Here is a 21,458-nt window from a genome sequence, read left to right as displayed (position 1 = left end):
GGGAAACATATGGCTAATAAAAAGCATGTTGCTTCAGAGCATGAAGAAGAAGAAAACAGCGAGAGATGGCTTCTGACCTATTCCGATATGATTACCCTTCTGCTCGCTTTATTTATTATTCTCTATTCCATGAGTACTGTCGACGCAAAAAAAGTCGCGAAAATGGCTGAGAATTTCGGCACGGCGATGGGGAACAGTTACTCCACAAGCGCCAACGCGGCAGGAACCGGTACAGGTACAGGCACGGGTACCGGAGCTGGCACTGGCACAGGAACTGGAACGGGCACAGGAACCGGTACAGGGACGGGCGCAGGCACGGGGACGGGAACCGGTACTGGCACTGGCTTTGGCGGATCCGCGGTAAATCCCGACGCGCTGGATCAGGTTTACGACGTGCTGGAAAACTACGTCCAGAAAAACAGCCTGCAAAATTCGGTCGGCCTGGTCAATTCGGACACCTATGTAAAGATCCACCTGAAGGACACGCTGATGTTTGTTCCGGACAGCCCCAAAATGCTGCCCTCCAGCGAATCGGTGCTTCACGAGATCGAAGGCGCCCTGTCGCAGGTATACGACCGCATTGATTATATTACCATCAGCGGGCATACCGCGGACGTCGGTGAACATACCGTCGCGAGCGATCAGGTTTCCTGGAGGCTGTCCACGGAGCGCGCCATCACGGTGATGAACAGCTTTGTCAGCTACGGAATGAAGCAGGACAAGCTGTCGATACAAGGCTTCGCCCATTTTTCGCCGATTGCTTCCAACCTGACCGAGGAAGGCAGAGCCAAAAACCGCAGAGTAGAGATCACCGTGGTCAAAAACCCTCCTGCCGGTAAAACGGAAAGCAAGGCAAATTAAAGGGAAATCTGCCATCTGTATAAAAGTCCCCAGTCGGTACAGAATATTAAAAGAAATTTTTAATAAAGAGGTGCCGACCATGACAAATTTACATTGTGACGTAATGACCTGTGCCAACAACAGGGACAACTTTTGCTGCAGACCCGAAATTCAGGTCAGCGGCCGTCAGGCCCGGGACAGCGAGGAAACCTGCTGTTCTTCTTTTCTGGATGCGACGGAAGGCGCGCAGAACTCCGTTGGCTGTTCCCTTCCCAATACGGCGCTGGACATCTACTGTGAAGCGGAAAACTGCCGGTTTAACTCAAACGAGCGGTGCGGCGCGAATGAAATCAGCGTCCAGTCCGGAAACGTCCAGCCGCACTCACAGTCCGCAACGGCATGCGCCAGCTTTGAAAACAGATAGGATTTCGGAAATCCCCATAACAACAGACAGGATGGGCGGCGCCGCAGGGCGCCGCCCATTTTTATATCTGGAATTGATGGGGATATCTTCCTGTCATATTTTGTAACAATTGTTGTGATACGGTCCTACATATGCTATACTGTTTGTGTTAATTTTACTTGTTGATTAGAAGGTGCTAAGATGAATCATAATAAAAATTACAGCAGGAGAGGACTGGTCCTTCTGACGGCCGGTCTGCTGCTTTTATCCGGCTGCGGCGGAAATAAGCAAGCTTCTTCCAGCGCCGCCCCCGCGAGTTCCGCAATACAAAGCGCGGTTTCTTCCGCGGTAAGTTCACAGGAGGCTTCCTCCTCACAGACGCCGCCTTCTTCCTCTCAGCCGGAAAATTCCGCCGCGGTGCAGGAAAGCGCCAAGGCGGACGCAAGCTACCTTGACAACGCGGTATTTATTGGGGATTCCGTATCCCTGAAGCTGAAAAACTACGTCACCGCAAAGCGCAAAACAGAGGCGGGTTTCTTTGGAAAGGCACAGTTTCTGGCCGCCGGCAGCATGGGCAGCGGCAACGCGCTGAAACCCCTTGGCACTTCTTCCATCCACCCGGCCTATAACGGAAAGAAGGCGCTTCTGGAAGACAACGTTGCGGCGATGGGCGCGAAAAAGGTCTACATTATGCTGGGAGCCAACGACCTGGCCCTGTACGGCATCGATGGCTCCGTAGAAAACATGTCCAAGCTTCTTGCGAAGATTCAGGAAAAATCCCCGGACGCCAAACTATTCGTTCAATCCGCGACCCCCATCATCAAGGAGCAGCAGATGACGACCCTGAACAATCCGAATCTTTCCGCTTACGACGCGAAGCTGGCGGAAATGTGCAAAAAGAACGGATATTATTACATTGACGTTGCGTCGGTCATGCGGGACAGCGAGGGGAACCTGATTCCCGAATACTGCAGCGACCCCAACGACCTCGGAATTCATTTTACGGACAAAGCCTGTCAGGTATGGATTGATTACATTTTGACACACACTGTAAAATAAGGGAGAATACCGATGAAAAAGCTTCTATCATTGCTGCTCGCCGCGGCAATGCTCTGTTCTCTGGCCGCGTGCGGCGGCGGAACAAAACAGGCCGACCTTTCTAAGGTGATGGCGGATATGAAGGCGGCCGTTTCCAATAAGGAAATGATGGATTTGTCCGCCGAGGACCTGATGCCGAATTACGGAATTGACACCGCGGACGTCAAGCAGTTCGCCGCCTACGTTGATTCGACCGGCATCAAGGGCGACGAGATCATCTTCCTGGAGGGAAAGGACGCCGACGCGGCCAAGCGGATCAAGGAAAAGCTGGACGCCCGCTACCAGCAGAAGGAAACCGAAATGAAGGACTATCTGCCGGAGGAATACGCGATGCTGAAAAAATGCGGCGTCAACCAGAACGGAAATTACGTCAGCATGATTGTCTCGCCCCAGTACGAGGAGCTGAACAAGATATACGACGCCGCGGTCAAGGGCTAAACAGCCGAGCGGCGGCTTTTGCAGGAAATGGTACAAAAGCCCGGAGGAACGAAAAAAATCACGTTCTTCCGGGCTTTTCTTCTGCTTTAAGAGAAGTTTTGCGGCTGTTCACCTTCCCGCTAAAATATTGCGGTCCATGAGGGAACCAAAAGAAAAGGGAGTTCGATTTTCCATCTGCAAACTTTCAAGGTCACACTTTGATTTTGTCAAGCACCTCGCCGATGCTGCCCTGAATCACCAGATTGGCGTTGCGGTCCTGCGGGGTACTGGTGCGGTTGATCAGGACCAGCCGGTCCCCGCCGTAGTAGTCGATCAGGCTTGCTGCCGGATAAACCGCAAGGGAGGTCCCGCCGATGATCAGCATGTCCGCGCGCTCAATCGCCTCCACCGCGCCGTAGAGCGTGCGCTGATTGAGGCCCTCCTCGTACAGCACCACATCCGGCTTAACGGTGCCGCCGCAGGTGCAGGTCGGAATTCCCGTGCTGTTCAGGATGATTTCCGCGTCGTAAAGCTTATGGCAGCGCCGGCAGTAGTTGCGGTGAACGGAGCCGTGCAGCTCGTAGACCGTTTTGCTCCCCGCCATCTGGTGCAGGCCGTCGATATTCTGCGTGACCACCGCGGTCAGTTTTCCCGCCCGCTCCAGCTCGGCAAGCTTTCTGTGGGCGGCGTTCGGCTTTGCGGTCAGGCAAAGCATCTTGGCCCGGTAAAAGTCGTAGAATTCTTCCGTATGCGTTTCATAAAAACTGTGGCTCAGCATCGTTTCGGGCGGATAGCGGTAATGCTGGTGGTAAAGCCCGTCCACGCTGCGGAAATCCGGGATTCCGCTTTCGGTGGAAACACCGGCTCCCCCGAAAAACACAATGCGTTTGCTCTCGTCAATCATGCTCTGCAGCTTTTCAATATTCTGTTCCATTACACAGCCTCCATTCTTGCTTCTTCTATTTTGCGCCTGTGGCGGCAATTTTTCAAGAGAAAATTCTTCCGGAATAAAATACCCGGTTTGCATAACGGATTGATTTCGACTATAATAATACGGAATAAAAAAACGGGGCGGTGGCTTTGAAAATGCAGGAAAAGGCTTTGCGAATCATCAACGAGGTAAAAAAAGCAGTGGTCGGAAAAGACGTGATTGTCCGGAAAGTGCTGATGGTGATTCTGGCGCAGGGGCACATCCTTCTGGAGGACATCCCCGGCGTTGGAAAAACAACGCTGGCCCTTGCCTTTTCCAAGGCAATGTCCCTTGATTACAAGCGGGTCCAGTTCACGCCGGACGTAATGCCGACCGACGTAACGGGATTTTCCATCTACAACAAGGCGACCGGTTTATTGGAGTACAAGCCCGGCGCGGCGCTGTGCAACCTGTTTCTGGCCGACGAGATCAACCGCACCTCCAGCAAGACGCAGTCCGCGCTTCTGGAGGTCATGGAGGAAGGCAGCATCACGGTTGACGGAATCGCCCACCCCACCCCGAAGCCCTATATCGTGATTGCGACCCAGAACCCCATCGGTTCGGTGGGCACGCAGATGCTGCCGGATTCCCAGCTCGACCGCTTTATGGTCCGGCTGACCATGGGGTACCCCGAGCTGCGCGACGAAGTGGAAATTTTGAAGCGCAAGCAGGGCGAGGACCCGCTGGAGTCGGTCCAGAAAGCCGCCGACGCGCGGGAAATCATCGCCATGCAGAACGAGACGGACACCGTCTATCTCTCAGACGATCTGTACGCATACATCGCCCGGCTGGTAAGCGCGACCCGCGAAAACAGCCTGATCCGGTTGGGCGCGAGCCCGCGCGGCTCCATCGCGCTCGTCAAAATGGCGCAGGCGAACGCCTACCTTTCCGGCAGGGACTATGTGGTCCCGAAGGACGTACAGTCCGTTTTCACCGACGTGGTGGAGCACCGGATGATTCTGAAGCCCCAGGCGAAAATAGGCAACGTGACCGCAGCCGGCCTGCTCAGGGACATTTTGAGGGACGTCCCCGCGCCCGCCGTCGCGCAGAAATAGGGGCGCGCCATGTTCCGCTGTCGTGCCGCCTACTGCGCCGTGCTTGCCGCCGCAATTCTGTTTTTTATCTTTTTTAAAGAATATCTGGCCTTTTTTACGCTGGTGCTGATTCTCATCCTGCCGTTCTTCTCGTGGCTGTTTCTGGTGCTCGCCGTACGCAAAACAACCGCGGAGCTTGCGGCGCAGAATGTCACCCCGTACAAAAATCAGGAATTTTCTCTGTATATTACCCTGAAGAGCGCGTCCGCCTTTCCCCTGCTCCGCGCAAAGCTGCACTTCTCCTGTGTAAACTCGCTCAGCGGCGAAAGGCAGGAGCAAACCCTGTTCACGCCGGTGAACGCCCGCTCGGAGCAGACCGCGGAATACCGGATGCAGTCCCGCTACTGCGGCCGTATCACGGTAAAGCTGACGCAGCTTCAGTACTACGACCCCCTCGGAATATTTCAGATCAGCCGGAAACCGGACCTTCGGGCCGAATGCTTTATCGCTCCCCGGGTGCATCCGGTCGATTCTTCCATCGATATGACGGCGGCCGCGGGCACGGAAAGCAATACCTACTCGGAAGAAAAGCCGGGGGACGACCCGTCTGAAATTTTCGACGTGCGCGCGTTCCGCAGCGGCGACCGCCTGCGCAGCATCCACTGGAAGCTCAGTTCCAAGCTGGACGAGCTGATGGTAAAGGAATTCAGCCTTCCGGTCGACAGCGGCATTCTGGTGCTGTTGGAGCTGCTCGCGCCGGATATGGAGACGCTGGACGCACTGATGGAAACAGCCGCCTCTTTATCGCATTTCTTTACGGAAAACCGGATCATCCACCGAATCGAATGGTACGGAAAAGAAGAGGACCGGCTGCATACGTCGCTGATTCAGAGCGACGAGGATCTGGCCTCTCTGCTGAACAGCCTGCTTTCCGCGCAGTCCTACCGCGAGGAACCGTATGTCCTGAAGTCCCGCAGCAAAACGGAGCAGGACGCCGGAAGCTTTTCCCACGCCGTTTATATCACGGGAAAACTGACCGAAGCGCTTACGGAGCTTTGTGACCGGCCGAACGGAGAAAAGATCACCGTGCTTTTTGTCGGAGGAGAAACGGACGACGAACAGCTCCGGCTGGCGGACGCGCTGCGCGCGATGAACGCGGAAGTGGCAACGGTCCATCCTGAAAAAATCCAGCAGTGCCTTTCCGGCCTGATTCTATAAAGGAACAGGTGTGCCGCATGAATACTGAAAATCATCTGCCGGATTCCCCCGGCCTGAAAATCTCCCCGCCCCGCCTGAGCGGACAGACGCCGTCGCCCGTAAGGAACACGGTGTTCCGGCTGATTCTGATCCTGTCCGGCGTTTTCGGCGCGGGCTGGTGTTTTATTTCCGCCTTTGCGCTCCCCGTGCTTCCCCTGACGGTTTTATCCTACACCCTGCTGTTTACCGCCGTATTTGCGCTGATTGATTCCTTTAAACGCTTTCAGCCCCTGTTGCTGCTAATCTTTTGTCTGGCGTACTGCGCGGCGGTCTGGTACCTGCGCCAATGGATCTTTCAGGGCTTCCTCATCACCATCAACCGGATGATGACCGCCTACGCGGAGCATTCCGACTTTGAATTCCCCATCTACCTTGTTTTGGCCCCGGCGGCGCAGTATTCCCAACTATGCACGCTGTTTGTGCTGTTTGTCCTGTTTCCCGTCACGGGCCTGATGAGCAACGCCGTCATCAAACGGAAGAGCTTCTGGCTGGCCTTTCTGTCCACTTTTCCCTTTTTGCTTGCGGCGCTGGCCTTTACGATCACGCCGTATTTCCCCGCCGTGCTTCTGCTGTTTCTCTGCTGGACGCTGCTGATACTGACGCGCCTGTCCGCCGAAAAGAAGAAGGGCTCCGCCAAGGCGAAAGGCTTTTCCGTCAGAAACGACGCGGTATCATCCCGAAGCGGCCTGCTGATGATTCCGGCGGTCCTACTGAGCTTCGCGCTGATTATGAGCACGTTTCCCCCGCAGAGCTACCGGCATCCCGAGGGGGCGGAAAAGCTGCGCACGGAGCTGATCGACACCGCGACGGACGGTACCTTTTTGAACGGCGGCAAAGCCTTTGCCGGAAACGTTTCCCATGTGGACCTGTCCGGCGCCGGGAAAGTGGAATTCACCGGAAAAACCGCCCTGCGCGTCAAGACGGACCGGCCGTATCCCCTCTACCTGAAAAGCTTTGCCGGAAGCGTCTATACCGGCTCAAGCTGGGAGCTGCCGCCGGATTCCGACTACACCGATATCAACCAAAAGCTGGACGGCTTAAACGTTCAGAACCTATCCGGGGCGTACGCCTCCCTGTCCCGCCGCGGGAATACCCCGGACTTTCAGCCGTTTGGGATTCAGGTTCAAAATGTCGCGGCGGCAAAGCAATGCATTTACGCGCCGTACAACCTGACCACTACCCCGCAGCAGATTTCGGGCGTGCGGTTTATCAACGATGCGTTTATCCGCTCCGGCGCTCTTTTCGGCACCGGTCAATACAATTTTTACGCATACGCCCTGTCGGAAGAGGCGACCCGGTCCACTCCGTGGAGTATCCTTTTATCGCTGGCCCCGAATTCCCTGCTCCGGACAAGGGGCGCGGCAGATTATTTAAACGCGCAGAGCAGACTGGACAGTCTGAATTCCACTAATATTGCGGATTATTACAAAAGCACGCTCCCCGACCAACTTCTGAACAGACTGGATGGGGAAACCAAAACCTTTGTCAGCAAAGAGCAGGAGTACCGCCTGTTTCTGTACGACAAATATACGCAGCTGCCGCAGGGTACAAGAGAAGAAATATTGAGCCTGATGAAGCAGGACGAGCGGCTGAACGGATTCTTTGTACAGGACTTAGCGAGTTCCTACTCTTATTCGTCCGTAGACAGCATTGCCAACGCAGTCAAGCGCTATCTGAGCGACCACTGCTACTATACCCTTTCGCCGAAAAAACCGCCGAAGGGCAGGGACTTCGCCGACTATTTCCTGTCGGAAAGCCACGAGGGCTACTGCGTCCATTTTGCCACCGCCGCCGCCGTCATGCTGCGGGCCATGGGTGTTCCGGCCCGCTATGCGGAGGGCTATATCGTCACGACCGGGGACTATCTGAACGCGGGAAGCGACGGCTGGGCGGATATCCCCGACAGCCGGGCGCACGCCTGGGTGGAGCTTTATTCCCCCGGGCTGGGCTGGCAGCCGTTCGACGTCACGCCCGGTTTCAATCCGGCCCGGAATCTGACGCAGGACAACAATCCGGTGAATCAGTCCCCGGTTCTTAGCGCAGAATCCGGCAATCCATCCGCGGAAAGCGCCGTGCAGAGCGAGCCGGAAACCGCTTCCTCCCAGCCCGCGCAAACCGAATCGTCTCCATCCGCGAGCTCCGCCCCCGGCGCGGGGCCGCAGGAAAACCCGGATCTGAGCAATTCCACTTTGCCGCTTGTCCTTATCATTGCTTTGATTGCCCTTCTGCTTGCCTGTACGGCGTTAAAGCGCAGAATCGCATTAGCACACCGTTTGAAATTATTTGAGCACACAGACGTCAACAGGGCCGCAATCGCGGTCTATGCCTATCTCACAAAACTCACGGAATACGGCGGAGAAATCAGTGAGGAAATCGGCGGTCTCGCGCTGAAAGCCCGGTTCAGCCGTCAGGGAATCACGGAGAAGGAACGAAAAAGGATGACGGACTATGCGGAACAAACGGCACGCGAATGCTATGGACGACTGCCGAGGGCAAAGCGCTTCGCATTCAAGTACCTGGACAATTTAATTTAGCCGCGCAAAACGGTCAAAAAGCACCGGGATTGGATGGATATTCCGCTCCCGGTGCTTTCGCTTGTAAAATAATAATTACAGCATTTCCAGTTGATTCTGCAACAAGATTACGTTTCTCCCCCGCCTTCGGCGGGAGAGAAACGTGTTTTGTCCCGCAATCTGATATGGAATTGCTGTAGCTATTTTTGTGATGATATTCGTCGGTGTTTATTTTGTCATCAGGCCGCAGATCTGATTGGAAAACGCGACCGGGTCGTCGATGCTGACGCCCTCGATCAGCAGCGCCTGCGTATACAGCAGGGAGGCGTATTCCTTTAAGGTGTCCTGATCCTTTTCGTAAAGCTCTCGGAGCTTCGCGAAAACCGGATGGTTCGCGTTGATTTCCAGCACCCGCTGCGCCGTGACCTTTTCATCCGTCGGCATGGCGTTGAGCACCTTTTCCATCTCGATGGAGATCGCGCCGTCGGTGGACAGGCATACCGGATGCGTTTTCAGCTTCTGCGACAGGATCACCTGTTTGACCTTGCCGTCAAGAGCATCCTTCATAAAGGTCAGCAGGTCCTTGTTCTCCTCCACCTGCTTTGCGGCTTCCTTCTTTTCCTCCTCGGTTTCCAGCCCCAGGTCGTCGGCGGAAACGGAACGGAACTCCTTGTCATCGTACTTTATCAGCATCCGCAGGGCGAACTCGTCCACATTGTCGGTCAGATAAAGGATTTCATAGCCCTTGTCCTTCAAAGCCTCGGTCTGCGGGAGCATATCCACCTTATCCGTGGTTTCGCCGCAGGCGTAATAAATATATTTCTGGTCCTCCTTCATACGGGAAACGTATTCCTTGAGCGTGACCAGCTTCTTTTCGCCGGAGGAGTAGAACAGCAGCAGGTCCTGCAGGACATCCTTATGCATGCCGTAATCCTGATAAATACCGTACTTCAGCTGCAGGCCGAAATTCTTGAAGAATTCCTCATATTTTTCGCGCTCGTTTTCCAGCATCGTTTCCAGTTCGGACTTGATTTTCTTTTCCAGACGTCCGGCGATGATTTTCAGCTGGCGGTCATGCTGCAGCATTTCGCGGGAAATATTCAGCGAAAGGTCCTGAGAGTCGACAAGGCCGCGTACAAAGCTGAAATAATCCGGCAGCAGGTCCGCGCACCTGTCCATAATCAGCACCCCGTTGGAGTAAAGCTGAAGGCCCTTTTCATAATCGCGGGTGTAGAAATTCATCGGCGCCTTGGCGGGAATGAACATCAGGGCGTTATAGGTTGCGGTGCCCTCGGTGCTGGAATGAATCACCCTGATCGGATTGACGTAGTCCATGAATTTGCTCTTGTAAAATTCATTGTACTCGTCTTCGGTGATCTCATTTTTATTTTTCCGCCAGATGGGGACCATGCTGTTCAGCGTTTCGTTTTCGGTATAGGTTTCGTATTCATCCTTGCTGCCCTCTTTCAGACGGCTTTTTTCTACGTCCATCTTAATGGGGTAGCGGATGTAATCGGAATATTTCTTGACAAGGTTCCGGATGGTATAGGAATCGAGATACTCGTCGTAATTGTTGTCGTCCGTATTCGGCATGATCTTCAGAATGATTTCGGTGCCGTGGCCTTCCTTTTCGCAGGGTTCCATCGTGTAACCCGCAGTGCCGCTGCTTTCCCAGCGGTAAGCCTCTTCCCCGCCGTACGGCTTGCTGACGACGGTTACCTTTTCGCTGACCATGAACGCGGAATAGAAGCCCACCCCGAATTGGCCGATGATTTCAATATCTTCCTTCTGCTCGTTTTCTTTTTTAAAATTCAGAGAGCCGCTCTTGGCAATGGTGCCGAGGTTGTTTTCCAGTTCCTCTTTCGTCATGCCGCAGCCGTTGTCGGTAATGGTCAGCGTGCGGTTTTCTTTATCCGGAATAATCTGAATGCAGAAATCATCCCGGTTCAGTCCGGTGTCGCCGTCGCTCAGCGTCCGGTAATAAAGCTTGTCAATGGCGTCGCTGGCATTGGAAATCAGCTCGCGCATAAAAATTTCGCGATGGGTATAAATGGAATGAATCATCAAATCCAAAAGGCGTTTGGATTCCGCTTTAAACTGTTTTACTGCCATAATCAACCTACCTCTGTCCATCAATTTTAGCACTCTCTTGTTTTAAGTGCTAAAAGTATTTTAATACAAGCCCCTAAAAAATGCAAGTAGGTGAATTGTTAATTTTTTGTTGCGGGCGGCGCATTATGGCTCCGGAACATAGCTGTGGTCGACGGTAAGGACCACAAAATAGGTCGGGTCGAGCTTACTGATCTCCTCCGTAATCCGCCGGGTCAGCTCGCTGTCGCTCATGGGGAACGCGAAGGAAACGCAGACGTCAAAAATCAGGTTGGAGTGGGTGGTGCCCCACACCACACGGAAATCATGCATGCTGATTTCCGGAGAAATCCCTTTGATGATCTCCATAACCTGCTTTTTCAGTTGGTTGGTGCGCTCGTCGTCCGTCACAATCGGGTCAAGGTGGATCACGAGGTGGATTCCCTTCTCGCTGAGAAAATCCCGTTCGATATTGTCGATGATATCATGGCTCACCATGATATCCTGTTCGGCGGAGACCTCGCAGTGAACGGAGGCAAAGCAGCGCATGGGGCCGTAATTGTGGACGTTCAGATCGTGAATCCCCAGAATCCCGTTGTAGCTCATGATTTTGGCGTAGATTTCGTCCACCAGTTCCTTGGTAGGGGCCATCCCCAGAAGCGGATTGCTGGTTTCGACAATCAGCCGGACGCCCGTAATCATGATGAGCAGGGCGACGATCACACCCATGTATCCGTCAAGGTTAAAGCCCGTAAAATAGGTGATGAGGATACCGGCCAGCACGGACAGGGTGGAAAACACGTCGTTCAGGCTGTCCGCCGCGTTGGCGGAAACGGTGGTGGAGCCGATGGTGCTGCCGACCTTTTTATAGAACAGGCACTGCCACAGCTTGATCAAAGCCGACAGAACCAGCACGCCGATGGAAACCAGACTGAATTCGGCGTCCTCCGGGTTCAGAATTTTATCGAAGGAACTCTGAACCAGCTGAAAGCCGACCATCAGAATGGCAAACGACACAATCAGGCCGGAAAGATATTCAATGCGCGCGTGGCCGTACGGATGCTCCTCGTCTGCGGGCTTTCCCGCCATCTTAAAGCCGACCAGAGTAACGATGGCCGAGCCGGAATCCGACAGGTTGTTGATGGCGTCCGCGGTGATCGCGATGCTGTGAAAAAGAATCCCCGTTGTGATCTTCATGAGAAACAGCAGGATATTCGTCACAATCCCGACCGCGCCGGAAAATTTCCCGTAGCGTTCCCGCACCTTGCTGTCATCCGTTTTCTGATAATCCTTCACAAACAAGCGAATTAAAAACTGAAACATAGCTACACCTCAAAAAGGCTGCCTCCACAGCAGTCGATTGCCGTAAACAGCGGAAAATCCTCTATCTGCAGCTCTTTCACGGATTCACAGCCAAGGTCCTCAAACGCAAGGACCTTGACGGAACGGACGCATTTCGCCGCAAGCGCCCCCGCGCCCCCGATCGCGCACAGATACACCGCCTGGTTGCGCCGGATAGCGTCTACTACCTCTGAAGAGCGTCCGCCCTTGCCGATCATGCATTTCAGGCCCAGATCCAGCAGGCGGGGCGCAAACACATCCATGCGCGAGGAAGTGGTCGGCCCGCACGCGCCGATCGGCAGGTGATCCGGCGCGGGTGTCGGTCCGGCGTAATAAATCGCGGCGTTTTTCAGCCCGAACGGGAGCGGCTCCCCCTTGTCAAGCATGGCGAACAGCCGCTTATGCGCGGCGTCGCGCGCCGTGTAGACCGTGCCGCTCAGCAGAATCCTGTCGCCCGCGCGCAGCGTTTTGGCGGCCTGTGCCATATCGTTCGTATGAATTTGCAGTCTGTCCATGCTAACCTCACAACTATCAGAATAGGGAACTGTATTACAGTTCCCTATCAATTTATTTTATTCTCATTTATTATAGCATATACCGGAATCAATTAAAACATATTTTTCTTTCTCAGTATCAAATAGGCAATCCCCATACAGACCAGGGAAAGCGATACCGGGAACCAAAAATTCGTCAGCGGAATCCCGCTCACATTCATGCCGTAAACACCCGAAATAACAGTCGGGATGGAAATCAGGAGGGTAAGGGAAGCCAGAACCTTCATGACGATGTTCAGGTTGTTCGAGATCACGGAAGCAAACGCGTCCATGGTACCGGACAGAATGTTGAGGTGGATATTCGACATTTCGATTGCCTGTTTTACTTCTATCAGCACATCCTCGACCAGATCCTGATCGTCGTCGTAAAGCTTGACGACGCGGCCGCGCATGATTTTTTCAATGGTAATTTCATTTGCTTTGAGCGAAGAAGAAAAATACACCAGGGATTTTTCAATATCCAGAAGCTGGATCAGCTCGGAATTCTTCATGGATTTGCGGAGCTCGCGCTCCACAAAGTTGCTGATCTTATCGATCTGTTTTAAGTATTGCAGATACCGTGACGCGACGCGCAGCATAAAAAGAAGGACAAAGCGGGTTTTCATGTTGGTCTGAACGCCCTTGACAACGTCCTCCGAAAATTCATTGATAATCGGGTTTTCTTTGGTGGAAACGGTGATCACGTTTTTTTCCGTCAGAATAATGCCGACCGGCGTGGTGGTATACGTAATATTTTTACCGGCCTTTTCAATCACCGGGATATCGATGATGATCAGCGTGCTCTCGTCCTCCTTGTCGATATGGGAGGATTCCTCTTCGTCCATGGCCGCGCGGAAGAAATCCGGTTCAATCTGAAAGTCGGCAATCAGACTGTTGATTTCCTCGTCGTCCGGCGCCACGCAGTTAATCCAGCACCCGGGTTCACAGGAAGGAATCGGCGAGATGTGACCGTTGATCGTCTTGTAATAGGATAGCATTGCGCTCATCTCCTTTATGAAATTGAATGAAGTGTCGACTTAAAGGGTCAGGTTTCACAATGCCACCCCCAGTATGTTCAAATTTGGATGTCTTTATTCCAAAAGCTATTATAGCACAATATCAGGAGATTACAAGAGCAATCGGGGTATTTTGAGCAATATTTGTTCAAATCTGTTCTAAAATGCTCTACATGGCTCATTTTGAATGAATTAGGGAAATTCTAACCGGATTTTATCGTGCATTTTTGATAGAAAGCAAAAACGGCGGATACGTTCCCGTATCCGCCGGAAGGCCGCTATGTACTGTTATTTGCGGTTGAAAATCGACATGATGTCGGTGAAGTCCTCGTCGTCGATCGGGGTGGGCTTGCTGACCGGCTTTGCGGGCTCGTCCCGTTTGGCGTCCTGCTCCGGTTTGTCCGAAGGGAAAGCCGTTCCGTTGGTGGTGGCAAAGCCCGTGGCGATGACCGTAACGCTCATTTCGTCGTCCATGTTTTCATCGAACGCCGCACCCCAGATAATGTTGGCGTCCTGATGCGCCTGCTCGGCAATCATGGAGGAGGCTGTCTCAATTTCATCCAGACCGATGTCCGGCGAAGAGGTAATATTGATAATGACGCCCTTGGCGCCGTTGATGGCGGTTTCGAGAAGCGGGCTGGAAATCGCCATATTGGCGGCGGTTTCCGCTTTATCCTTGCCGGAAGCCCTGCCCACGCCCATGTGCGCGTAACCGGCGTCCTTCATGACCGCGGTAACGTCCGCAAAGTCCAGGTTGACAAGACCGGGCAGCTTGATCAGATCCGAAATGCTCTGTACGCCCTGACGGAGAACATCGTCGGCAATGGAGAAAGCGTTGATAAGGGTGATGCGCTGTTCGCTGACCAGCTTCAGTCTTTCGTTCGGGATGACAACAAGGGAGTCCACATGCTCGCGCAGGGCGGTAATTCCGCTTTCGGCCTGCTCCATACGGCGCCGGCCTTCAAAATCAAAGGGTTTGGTCACAATTCCGACGGTCAGCACGCCCATGTCGCGCGCAATCTCCGCGACGATCGGCGCGGCGCCGGTGCCTGTCCCGCCGCCCATACCGGCGGTGATGAAAACCATATCGCTGCCCCTGATGGCGGCCGCGATGGCTTCGCGGCTTTCATCCGCGGCCTTCTGCCCCATTTCCGGCTTGGAACCCGCGCCCTTTCCGTGCGTGACTTTTTCCCCGATCTGTATTTTCTGTGTGGCCTTGGAACGGTAAAGCGCCTGTTTGTCCGTATTTACACTGATAAACTCAACGCCCTGGACACCCATAGTGACCATGCGGTCAATCGCGTTTCCGCCGCCGCCGCCCACACCGATTACTTTAATCTGCACAATGTTGTCAAAGTCATTGTCAATCTCGAAAGACATGTGCTGCATCCCCCTTAATATACGTAATCATTCGCGCCCGGCGGGCTGCCGCGGCTGCAAACATTCTATTTTTTTTATATAATATTAATTTAACACTTATCGGTCACAATTTCAATAAAATTCTATCTTGTTCAGTATAGTATAATTCGCGGATATTAATATTCATAAAAAGAACTATCCGCTGCTATTTTGTGAAGCCTGACTCGCTGCGGAAGAGGACGCGGGAGAGGGAACCGAATAGTTGGGATCAAAGAAGGCGTTGTTGTCTTCCACCGCTACGGAGAGATTCAGCGTGCCCCGTTCGTTGTCCTTGATTTTTCCCGCGTCGAAAATACTTTTTGCAAAACGGATTTTGTAATCAAAATCGGACGGCAGTCCAAGGTTCATAATAATGCGCCCGTCGTAGACAACCTGGATTTTGTATGGATTGCTGAAATCCATCTCCGTAATTTTTTCAAACTTGTTGCCGCTGACCGCGGCGCTGAGGCTCTGAAAGGTCTCTTTCTGAGAAGCGTCCGCGTAAACGACAGCTTTCCCGGCCTCGGCTTTGGAAAGCGAAAGCCCTTTGATGGAGGTGCAGTTTTCCGGCATCTTTTCCGCCAGCTCAAGCACCTTGCCGTTTGCGCCGACCACCGCGTATTTCCCCTTGTACTCGATCGCGCCGGAAACGGCTTCCTCCGTTACTTCGATCACGATCCTGGCAGGAAGGCGCCGGGAAACCTTCGCCGTGCCGATATACGGCAGTTTTTGCTGAATAGCGGCCGCCGCGCTTTTGGTATGGGCAAGGAAAAGATTTTCCCCTTTCCGGATTCCTCCCGCCTGTACAATCGCCTGCGCCGGATAGCGGGAGGTCCCGGCAACCTCTATGGTCTCTATTTTAAACAGGACGGTCAGGGAAACGGCCACCGCCCCCGCAATCACCGTGAGAAACAGGAAAACGTAAAACAGCAGAAGGAACCGCCGCCTGCGCCTTTTGCGGTTATCCGCCCTGCGCTTCGGCGAAGCGTATTTTGCGCCGCCGCGCGCGCCCGCGCCCTGTTCTTCCCATTCGGAGACAGGACGGTATTCCCCGCTTTTCTTGTCGTAGACGCGCGGGACGGCGTCCTTGCTGTTTCTTCGGTTCCTGTCCATTCGTAATTCCTCCGGTAGTGGGATTAAAGTCTTTTAATGTCCGCTCCCAGCATAGCCAGGCTCTTTTCAATGCTCTCGTAGCCGCGGTCCAGATGCTTCAAACCGGAAATCAGCGTGGTGCCCTGCGCCGCAAGCCCCGCTACCACCAGGGCGGCTCCGCCGCGCAGGTCCGCGGCCTCCACCGGCGCGCCGGACAGCCGGCTGACCCCCTCGACGATCGCGACGCGCCCCTCCACCTTGATGTTGGCTCCCAGGCGCATCAGCTCTCCGACATGCTTATAGCGGCTTTCAAAGATATTTTCAACAAAAATACTGGTGCCGTCCGCCAGCGTGGTCATTGCCATCACCGGCGCCTGCGCGTCGGTCGGGAACCCGGGGTAGGGCATCGTCCGGATGCTTTTGACTCTTCCCAGCCGTTTCGGCGCCGTTATTTTAATGTTGCGGCCCAGAATATCGATCTGGCACCCACACTCTTCAAAAGCGGGGATAACGGGTGAAATATGTTCGGGGATAACGCTGGCAATCGTGAGCGTGCTGCCGGTAATCGCAGCCGCCGTCAAATAAGTCGCCGCCGCGATGCGGTCGGGAATCACGCTGTGTTCACACCCGGTCAGGCCCGTGACTCCTTCAATAACGACGGTGCTTTCTCCGGCTCCCTGGATTTTAGCGCCGCAGGAATTCAAAAAATCGGCCAGATCCCAGATTTCGGGTTCGCGCGCCGCGTTGGTAATGACCGTAGTCCCCTTCGCGCGGCTGGCCGCGATGATGATGTTTTCCGTAGCCCCCACGCTTGGAAACGACAGATTGATACAGGCCCCCTGAATCCCGTTCGGCGCGCTGCATTTCAGACAGCCGTGGTCTTCGTTAATGATGACTCCCATTTTCCGCAGCGCCAGAAGGTGCAGGTCAATGGGTCTGGGGCCGAGCTCACAGCCGCCGGGGAAGGAAAGCTCCGCTTTGCCCATCCGGCTGACGATCGCTCCCAAAAAAATAATGGAGGAGCGCATTTCACGCATCAGAAGGTCCGGAATCTCATCTTCGTTTGCACTGCTCGGGTCAATGGTCACGTCGCTGCCGGAGCGTTCCACACGGCAGCCGAGGTACCGCAAAATCTTTAAGGATGTGTCCACATCCGACAAAATAGGACAATTATGTAGTATGCATTGGCCACTACAGAGTAAAGAAGCCGCCATAAGAGGCAATGTGCTGTTTTTTGCACCGTGAATATGGATTTCACCCTGTAATTTATTCGGTCCCTGTATTAAAAGCTCTGACATAACAACACCCCCACATAGTCTAATCACATACTATGCGGTCTTTTGTTCTGCTGTGAATTGCTTTCTCAGGCGCCTGCCAATACCTCTTTCATGATTTTGTAAATTCGTTCATTGGTATCAAGAATCGCCATACTGTGCGCGTTTTCCCCCAGCGACCGGATGGTTTCGGGCTGCCCGAAAAGGTCGTCCACCATTTTGCACAGGGCTGGGCCGGAAAGATCTTTTTCCTCTAAAATAGCGGCCGCTTTGCGGCTGACCATGGCCATGGCGTTGTGATACTGATGATTTTCCGCCACATTGGGCGACGGAATCAGAATAGCCGCTTTCCCCTGCGCCTGCAGCTCGCTGAGAGAAATCGCTCCCGCGCGGCAGATCACAAGGTCCGCGGCGGCAAGGCATTCGGGCATATTGCTGATATATTCCCGGATATCGATATTGGGATGCTCCGACAGATTCAGCCCCTTTTCTTTCAGCAGGTCGGGGAACCATCCGCCCCACTGGCCGTAGCCGTGAATATGCTGGAACCGGTCCGTCCGGGCGCTTTTGACAAGCAGGTCGGCGGCGGCCTCGTTGATTTTACGGGCGCCGAGGCTTCCGCCGAACGAAAGGATCATCGGACGCTCGTCCAGATGCAGCGCTTTACGGGATTCCTCCCGGTTCGCGCGGATGACGGCCTGTCTCACCGGGTTGCCGGTAAGGACGCATCTGGCCGCCGGTTCGAGATATTTCTGAGCGTCCAATACCGCGAGCATCGTTCTGTCCGCGTGTTTGGAGAGCATTTTATTGGTCACGCCCGGAAACGCGTTCTGCTCGTGGATGACCGACGGAATTTTCATCTTCATCGCTTCGCGCAGGACCGGCCCGGCCACATAGCCGCCGGTACCCACACAGAGATCGGGCTGAAACTCCCGAATGATTTTGCGGGCCTCCCGGCTCGAAGTGAAAACATGGACCACGGTCTTTACATTTTTTTTGATATTTTTCCAGTTCAGCTTACGCTGAAAGCCGGAAATGGTGATACTCTCAAAGTCGAAACCCGCGGCGGGAACCAGCCGTTCCTCCATCCCGCCCTTCGCGCCGACGTAAAGGATCTGTGCGTCCGGCTCCTTTTCACGAAGATACCCGGCAATGGCAAGCGCCGGGTTGATATGTCCCGCGGTGCCGCCGCCGGCAAATAGAACTTTCATGGCAATACCCCTTTTATATTGACCGCCAATGGCGGGTGCTAAGTTTTTTCAATCGCCGACGTTCGCGAAATGGAGAGCACGATTCCCATCTCCGCCAGCAGGATGACCAGCGACGTGCCCCCGTAGCTGAAGAACGGCAGGCTGATACCGGTGTTCGGAATGGTGTTGGTCACAACGGCGATATTCAGGACCACCTGAAGCCCGACCTGAACGACCAGCCCGATCCCGAGCAGCATGCCGAATTTGTCCTTGGCCTTGAGCGAAATGGTGATGCCGCGCCAGACCAGCATGGCAAACAGGATGATGATGATCAGCGCGCCGATGAAGCCCAGCTCCTCACAGACGATCGCAAAAATGAAATCGTTCTGCGGTTCGGGAAGATACAGATATTTCTGCCTCGACTGGCCGAGCCCCAGCCCGAGCAGGCCGCCGGAGCCGATTGCGTAAAGCGACTGCCGCGTCTGCCAGGTGTCCTCCATAATCGCCTTGCTCGCCGTGGAAAAAGGGTCCAGCCAGGCGACAATACGGTCATTGGCATAGCTGAACTTCTGCGTAAACAGAACCAGGTAAGCGACCGCCGCGCCGGCGCCGCCGAACGCAAGCCCGAACCAGCGCAGGCGGACCCCGCCGATAAACAGCATCACCCCGGCCAGAAGCACCATAATGACGGTGGCGGAAATATGGGGTTCCAGCACCAGCAGGCCGACTGTGGCGCCAAGAATCAAAATATACGGCAGAACGCCGTACCGAAAGGTATCCATCCGTTTGAAATTGAGGGAAATCAGGTGGGAAAACACCAGTATCACCGCGAATTTGGAGAGTTCGGACGGCTGGAACTGCCCCAGCGGGCCCAGATCGATCCAGCGGTGAACGCCGTTGATACGCGGCATAAAAAGCACAAGGGCCAACATCATAAAGGATAGAAGGAGAAAGGGAATGGCGAACTTGTGCAGATGGTGGTAATCGAAATACGAGATAAAAATCATGGCGGTAACGCCCAGAACCGCAAAGACAGCCTGACGGCTGATAAAGAAGTAGCTGCTTCCATGGCGATAGTACGCGTTGGCATAGCTCGCCGAAAAGAGCATCACCAGACCGATGACAAGCAGAGTGAGAATCAAAAACAAAAAGGGCATATCCATGCCTGAACGCACGGAAAAGATCCGGAACTTTTTCCGGATTCCGTTTGGTACCGACTCCCTGGTGTCCTCTTCTTTTTTCCGGGAACCGCGGGGGGCGGTATGGTCTTTTTCTTTTGTTCTCGTCATGGTATCCCCCTTTTTCCATCTCAGGGCATGCATTCCTGTCTATTTAAGCATATGGGAAATAAAATATTTGTCACAATTAAATACTGCGCACACACGGCGAAAATATTCGGTCAAAATCCATAATATACGAGAAGGGCGGAGCCGATGCCGAACAGCACCGTCACCAGACCGAACACGCGGCAGATTTTCAGCTCTCCCCATCCGCACATTTCAAAGTGATGATGAATCGGGCTCATTTTAAAGAGCCGCTTTCCGTGCGTTGCCTTAAAATAAGACACCTGAAGCACAACGGAAAGAATTTCGCAGATATAAATAATACCGAGCGGCAAAATCAAAATCGGAAGATTCAGCCCGAAGCCGAGAGCGCACACGATTCCGCCCAGAAAAAGCGAGCCGGTGTCCCCCATAAAGACCTTCGCCGGGTTCATGTTCCAGATCAGGAAGCCGAGGCACCCGCCCGCGGCGGCGGCGGCAAAAATACTGATCCCGTGAATGCCGATCATGCCGGCGATCAGCATGAAAAAAAGGCTTACGAAAAAAGTAACCGTAGCGTTCAGCCCGTCGATGCCGTCCGTGAAATTGACGGCGTTCACCATTCCGACAATGCCGAGCAGCGCGATGACCCAGTACCAGACGCCCAGATCGACGCTGCCCACAAACGGAATCAGCGTGGCGGAGGTGCTTCCGGCCAGGCGCAGCGAATAGAGATAGGCGGCCGCGATGATAAACTGCAGAACGAGCTTCTGCCGCACGTTCAGTCCCAGATTGCGCTTTTTGACAACCTTGATATAATCGTCGAAAAATCCGACCGCCCCAAAGCCGATTGCCATCAGCAGGCCGCCGAAAACTTTCGTCCTCATCATCATTTCCAAGGAATTCTTTTCGGTCACGCTGTAATAAAGCGGCACACAGACCAGAACGGCGGCGACAATCCCGATCATAAACATAAAGCCGCCCATCGTCGGGGTACCGTTTTTCTTCTGGTGCCACCTGGGACCGACCTCACGGATCGTCTGGCCAAAATTGATCTTATGCAGAAAAGGTACCATCCATCTGCCGAGCAGAGCGGTGATTCCAAAGGAAAGAATAACCGCGGAAATGATCCAAACCGAGTTCATATGTTCTGACTCCACCTTTTTATCGTTGTCGCCCGCACGCAAAGTACAAGCATTTTATTATACCATAATTCTTTTGTTTTTTTAATCCCCGATTTGAAGGCTGTTCAGCGCGTCGAGCACCTCGGCAAACGAAATCCCGCAGGCAATCGCCGCCGCGGCGGCGGCCAGCGCGGGACCGACCCAGTCCAGGCTGTCGGCCGCGAGCCTGACCCGGCCGATCACGCCGACCCCGATCATTTCAAAGGCGGCAAACCCTTCCGGAAGCTTCCGGATATTTCTCGCCGTAAAGTCCGCGCTGTCGCTGACCGTGGAATAAGTAAGCGGCTTCAGGGCGGCGATTTCAGGCATGGCGGAAAAGGCGTAGTCCGCCACGCAGACCGCAAATCCGTCGGCGGCCGGGCGCTGGGCGTCGCAGAGAAGCAGAACCGCAGGCTGCACATCTTCCGGAACACTTTCCCCCGCCGGCGCGAGCAAATAATTTTCGTGGCCGCAGAAAGCCAGAATATCGTTCAGCACCGAAATAGTATGCCCCTTTTTATCGCTTACAGCAATCAGCTTTTTCGCTGAATGAAAGTTTGCCAAAATTG

At 54.0% G+C, this 21,458-nt stretch carries 19 protein-coding genes; 7 read left to right on the top strand and 12 right to left on the bottom strand.

Annotation, left to right across the window (positions count from 1 at the left end):
- Positions 1–9 precede the first annotated feature (9 nt).
- The 4 genes from ACRQV7_RS05075 (at position 10) to ACRQV7_RS05060 (ending at position 2,779) form a co-directional block, all read left to right on the top strand.
- Positions 10–861, top strand: coding sequence for a flagellar motor protein MotB (locus tag ACRQV7_RS05075; RefSeq protein ID WP_444659693.1), 852 nt, complete (start codon positions 10–12; stop codon positions 859–861).
- A 79-nt stretch (positions 862–940) separates the two neighbouring features.
- Positions 941–1,264, top strand: a complete 324-nt coding sequence (locus tag ACRQV7_RS05070) for a DUF1540 domain-containing protein (RefSeq protein WP_444659692.1) — start codon at positions 941–943, stop codon at positions 1,262–1,264.
- 180 nt (positions 1,265–1,444) lie between these two features.
- Positions 1,445–2,302 carry a GDSL-type esterase/lipase family protein gene (locus tag ACRQV7_RS05065; RefSeq protein ID WP_444659691.1) on the top strand — a complete coding sequence of 286 codons (858 nt, stop codon included), beginning with the start codon at positions 1,445–1,447 and terminating at the stop codon, positions 2,300–2,302.
- A gap of 12 nt (positions 2,303–2,314) precedes the next feature.
- Positions 2,315–2,779, top strand: coding sequence for a DUF4358 domain-containing protein (locus ACRQV7_RS05060; protein WP_444659690.1), 465 nt, complete (start codon positions 2,315–2,317; stop codon positions 2,777–2,779).
- Between the two features lie 190 nt (positions 2,780–2,969).
- On the opposite strand, the gene ACRQV7_RS05055 is transcribed toward ACRQV7_RS05060, so the two are convergent.
- Entirely contained in the window at positions 2,970–3,692 is a 723-nt protein-coding gene (locus tag ACRQV7_RS05055) for an NAD-dependent protein deacylase (protein ID WP_444659689.1), read from the bottom strand.
- Between the two features lie 152 nt (positions 3,693–3,844).
- Between ACRQV7_RS05055 and ACRQV7_RS05050 the strand changes: the two genes are divergently transcribed.
- Genes ACRQV7_RS05050 through ACRQV7_RS05040 form a run of 3 tightly spaced genes read left to right on the top strand, consistent with a single transcriptional unit; the run spans position 3,845 to position 8,553 of the window.
- Positions 3,845–4,783, top strand: coding sequence for an AAA family ATPase (locus ACRQV7_RS05050; protein WP_444660223.1), 939 nt, complete (start codon positions 3,845–3,847; stop codon positions 4,781–4,783).
- A gap of 9 nt (positions 4,784–4,792) precedes the next feature.
- Positions 4,793–5,980, top strand: coding sequence for a hypothetical protein (locus tag ACRQV7_RS05045; protein ID WP_444659688.1), 1,188 nt, complete (start codon positions 4,793–4,795; stop codon positions 5,978–5,980).
- A 17-nt stretch (positions 5,981–5,997) separates the two neighbouring features.
- Positions 5,998–8,553, top strand: coding sequence for a transglutaminaseTgpA domain-containing protein (locus ACRQV7_RS05040; RefSeq protein WP_444659687.1), 2,556 nt, complete (start codon positions 5,998–6,000; stop codon positions 8,551–8,553).
- Positions 8,554–8,760: 207 nt separating this feature from the next.
- Here ACRQV7_RS05040 and htpG read toward each other — a convergent pair whose 3' ends face one another.
- The 11 genes from htpG to ACRQV7_RS04985 all read right to left on the bottom strand — a co-directional run bounded on the left by htpG (position 8,761) and on the right by ACRQV7_RS04985 (position 21,453).
- Positions 8,761–10,644 carry a molecular chaperone HtpG gene (htpG, locus tag ACRQV7_RS05035; RefSeq protein WP_444659686.1) on the bottom strand — a complete coding sequence of 628 codons (1,884 nt, stop codon included), beginning with the start codon at positions 10,642–10,644 and terminating at the stop codon, positions 8,761–8,763.
- Between the two features lie 123 nt (positions 10,645–10,767).
- On the bottom strand, positions 10,768–11,943 hold the full coding sequence (locus tag ACRQV7_RS05030) for a cation diffusion facilitator family transporter (protein ID WP_444659685.1): 1,176 nt from the start codon (positions 11,941–11,943) through the stop codon (positions 10,768–10,770).
- 2 nt (positions 11,944–11,945) lie between these two features.
- Positions 11,946–12,476 carry a FumA C-terminus/TtdB family hydratase beta subunit gene (locus ACRQV7_RS05025; protein ID WP_444659684.1) on the bottom strand — a complete coding sequence of 177 codons (531 nt, stop codon included), beginning with the start codon at positions 12,474–12,476 and terminating at the stop codon, positions 11,946–11,948.
- A 92-nt stretch (positions 12,477–12,568) separates the two neighbouring features.
- Entirely contained in the window at positions 12,569–13,492 is a 924-nt protein-coding gene (locus ACRQV7_RS05020) for a magnesium transporter CorA family protein (RefSeq protein ID WP_038323337.1), read from the bottom strand.
- 306 nt (positions 13,493–13,798) lie between these two features.
- On the bottom strand, positions 13,799–14,890 hold the full coding sequence (gene ftsZ / locus ACRQV7_RS05015) for a cell division protein FtsZ (protein WP_444659683.1): 1,092 nt from the start codon (positions 14,888–14,890) through the stop codon (positions 13,799–13,801).
- A 174-nt stretch (positions 14,891–15,064) separates the two neighbouring features.
- Entirely contained in the window at positions 15,065–16,021 is a 957-nt protein-coding gene (locus ACRQV7_RS05010) for a cell division protein FtsQ/DivIB (RefSeq protein WP_444659682.1), read from the bottom strand.
- A 23-nt stretch (positions 16,022–16,044) separates the two neighbouring features.
- Positions 16,045–17,298: a UDP-N-acetylglucosamine 1-carboxyvinyltransferase gene (murA, locus tag ACRQV7_RS05005; RefSeq protein WP_444659681.1), complete on the bottom strand. Its 1,254-nt coding sequence runs from the start codon at positions 17,296–17,298 to the stop codon at positions 16,045–16,047.
- Positions 17,299–17,363: 65 nt separating this feature from the next.
- A complete protein-coding gene (gene murG / locus ACRQV7_RS05000) occupies positions 17,364–18,485 on the bottom strand; it encodes an undecaprenyldiphospho-muramoylpentapeptide beta-N-acetylglucosaminyltransferase (protein ID WP_444659680.1) in 1,122 nt (373 codons plus the stop codon).
- 38 nt (positions 18,486–18,523) lie between these two features.
- A complete protein-coding gene (gene ftsW, locus ACRQV7_RS04995) occupies positions 18,524–19,627 on the bottom strand; it encodes a putative lipid II flippase FtsW (protein WP_275713212.1) in 1,104 nt (367 codons plus the stop codon).
- 236 nt (positions 19,628–19,863) lie between these two features.
- The gene (mraY, locus tag ACRQV7_RS04990) at positions 19,864–20,871 is read right to left on the bottom strand and encodes a phospho-N-acetylmuramoyl-pentapeptide-transferase (protein WP_444659679.1); all 1,008 of its coding nucleotides are present in this window, start codon (positions 20,869–20,871) and stop codon (positions 19,864–19,866) included.
- A gap of 81 nt (positions 20,872–20,952) precedes the next feature.
- Entirely contained in the window at positions 20,953–21,453 is a 501-nt protein-coding gene (locus tag ACRQV7_RS04985) for a hypothetical protein (protein WP_275712818.1), read from the bottom strand.
- Between the last annotated feature and the right edge of the window lie 5 nt (positions 21,454–21,458).

Origin of the sequence: Caproiciproducens lactatisolvens (assembly GCF_052443335.1) — a bacterium.
GTDB lineage: Bacteria > Bacillota > Clostridia > Oscillospirales > Acutalibacteraceae > Caproiciproducens.
This window is presented reverse-complemented; position numbering and strand designations above follow the sequence as displayed.

What these genes read in the sequence shown, in the direction of transcription:
- ACRQV7_RS05075 (WP_444659693.1), top strand. Translation starts at nt 10, where the DNA reads ATGGCTAATAAAAAGCATGTTGCTTCAGAGCATGAAGAAGAAGAAAAC.
- ACRQV7_RS05070 (WP_444659692.1), top strand. Translation starts at nt 941, where the DNA reads ATGACAAATTTACATTGTGACGTAATGACCTGTGCCAACAACAGGGAC.
- ACRQV7_RS05065 (WP_444659691.1), top strand. Translation starts at nt 1,445, where the DNA reads ATGAATCATAATAAAAATTACAGCAGGAGAGGACTGGTCCTTCTGACG.
- ACRQV7_RS05060 (WP_444659690.1), top strand. Translation starts at nt 2,315, where the DNA reads ATGAAAAAGCTTCTATCATTGCTGCTCGCCGCGGCAATGCTCTGTTCT.
- ACRQV7_RS05055 (WP_444659689.1), bottom strand. Translation starts at nt 3,692, where the DNA reads ATGGAACAGAATATTGAAAAGCTGCAGAGCATGATTGACGAGAGCAAA.
- ACRQV7_RS05050 (WP_444660223.1), top strand. Translation starts at nt 3,845, where the DNA reads ATGCAGGAAAAGGCTTTGCGAATCATCAACGAGGTAAAAAAAGCAGTG.
- ACRQV7_RS05045 (WP_444659688.1), top strand. Translation starts at nt 4,793, where the DNA reads ATGTTCCGCTGTCGTGCCGCCTACTGCGCCGTGCTTGCCGCCGCAATT.
- ACRQV7_RS05040 (WP_444659687.1), top strand. Translation starts at nt 5,998, where the DNA reads ATGAATACTGAAAATCATCTGCCGGATTCCCCCGGCCTGAAAATCTCC.
- htpG (WP_444659686.1), bottom strand. Translation starts at nt 10,644, where the DNA reads ATGGCAGTAAAACAGTTTAAAGCGGAATCCAAACGCCTTTTGGATTTG.
- ACRQV7_RS05030 (WP_444659685.1), bottom strand. Translation starts at nt 11,943, where the DNA reads ATGTTTCAGTTTTTAATTCGCTTGTTTGTGAAGGATTATCAGAAAACG.
- ACRQV7_RS05025 (WP_444659684.1), bottom strand. Translation starts at nt 12,476, where the DNA reads ATGGACAGACTGCAAATTCATACGAACGATATGGCACAGGCCGCCAAA.
- ACRQV7_RS05020 (WP_038323337.1), bottom strand. Translation starts at nt 13,492, where the DNA reads ATGCTATCCTATTACAAGACGATCAACGGTCACATCTCGCCGATTCCT.
- ftsZ (WP_444659683.1), bottom strand. Translation starts at nt 14,890, where the DNA reads ATGTCTTTCGAGATTGACAATGACTTTGACAACATTGTGCAGATTAAA.
- ACRQV7_RS05010 (WP_444659682.1), bottom strand. Translation starts at nt 16,021, where the DNA reads ATGGACAGGAACCGAAGAAACAGCAAGGACGCCGTCCCGCGCGTCTAC.
- murA (WP_444659681.1), bottom strand. Translation starts at nt 17,298, where the DNA reads ATGTCAGAGCTTTTAATACAGGGACCGAATAAATTACAGGGTGAAATC.
- murG (WP_444659680.1), bottom strand. Translation starts at nt 18,485, where the DNA reads ATGAAAGTTCTATTTGCCGGCGGCGGCACCGCGGGACATATCAACCCG.
- ftsW (WP_275713212.1), bottom strand. Translation starts at nt 19,627, where the DNA reads ATGGATATGCCCTTTTTGTTTTTGATTCTCACTCTGCTTGTCATCGGT.
- mraY (WP_444659679.1), bottom strand. Translation starts at nt 20,871, where the DNA reads ATGAACTCGGTTTGGATCATTTCCGCGGTTATTCTTTCCTTTGGAATC.